This is a genomic window from Acetobacter suratthaniensis, from assembly GCF_017377745.1.
Taxonomy (GTDB): Bacteria; Pseudomonadota; Alphaproteobacteria; order Acetobacterales; family Acetobacteraceae; genus Acetobacter; species Acetobacter suratthaniensis.
In genome coordinates this window covers 1-1,037 of sequence record NZ_JAFVMG010000053.1, presented here as the reverse complement: position 1 = coordinate 1,037, position 1,037 = coordinate 1, and the positions used below count along the sequence as shown (strand labels likewise).

1 protein-coding gene is annotated in these 1,037 nt (G+C 49.9%); it reads left to right on the top strand.

All coding sequences use genetic code 11. The features are described 5' to 3' along the window. Nucleotides 1-445 precede the first annotated feature (445 nt). On the top strand, nucleotides 446-1,037 hold a 592-nt coding region (locus J2D75_RS14260), incomplete at its 3' end, for a hypothetical protein (protein ID WP_207855454.1).

Here is a 1,037-nt window from a genome sequence, read left to right as displayed (position 1 = left end):
CTCACTCTCGTCTGTTTCTGTGGATATGGGTCAATCGTGAACTGAGCGACGATATGCACACTGACACCGAGCCGGATCACTAACTAGAGTCGTCTCGCCCAACGACATCATTGTGATTGATGTCTGTGCTTCGTCAGTAAAGGGGGGGGGGAACGGAATGTCCGGTTATGGGGAAAAGAAGACCAAAATCAGCCATTCGCAGCGCTCACGTTCATCACAGCTGTCGGTCAACTCAAGCCGTTTTGAGGTGGTCGCAGGAATACCCGTTCACGCAGGGACTGATCGTTCGCGATCTTAGAGAGCTGATTACCAGCTACTCAGCCCAAATCTCCCAGTTCAATCCGATGTGGCACGGAATTAAAAACTGCCCTCAGTGATCTGGCGACGCAGAATTGAGCTAGAATGGAAAGTGGAAAATCCTAGTTAGCAGCAAAGGCACGAAGACATGCAGATATCAGAGACGGCACTCGCCACGAGTAAGCCATTATTCGTGAAATTTGTTGAGTGCATGCGAATCATCAAGGACTACCACTTTCAAGTTTTTACAAAAAATCCAGAAGAAACCTTGTATTCCGAGACGCTGCGGGTGCTGAACCAATTTCAGCAAGACCGCACTCAGGCAGCATATTGTCTTATAGTAAATGGGCTCGTCTGGGATGCCGAGGTCATAATCCGGGTCGTTTATGAGACGTTCGCTAAGGTGGCTTTTCTGGCAACTGCTTCTGAAGAGCAACGTCCGGAATTGCTCCACGAGTATTGGGAGCTGCTCGGCGCTGTCTATGACAGGCAGGCAGCCTTAAAAGCCGAGCCATGCGAACGTCTCTTCAATTGCTCTGGCAGCGATGGCAGTTCTCGCGTGATGGCAACGCTTCGCGATAAGCGCGTCTACAGGACCGACCCGCTTGAAAATAAGAGCTTCCGAAAACAATTGGAGCAACGATGGTCGTTCTCTGGAATACTTGAAGCGTTAAACAGTGGCCGTCACGGTACCATTCCACTGATTGGCATTGAGGTTTTTGCACACAACTATAGCATGT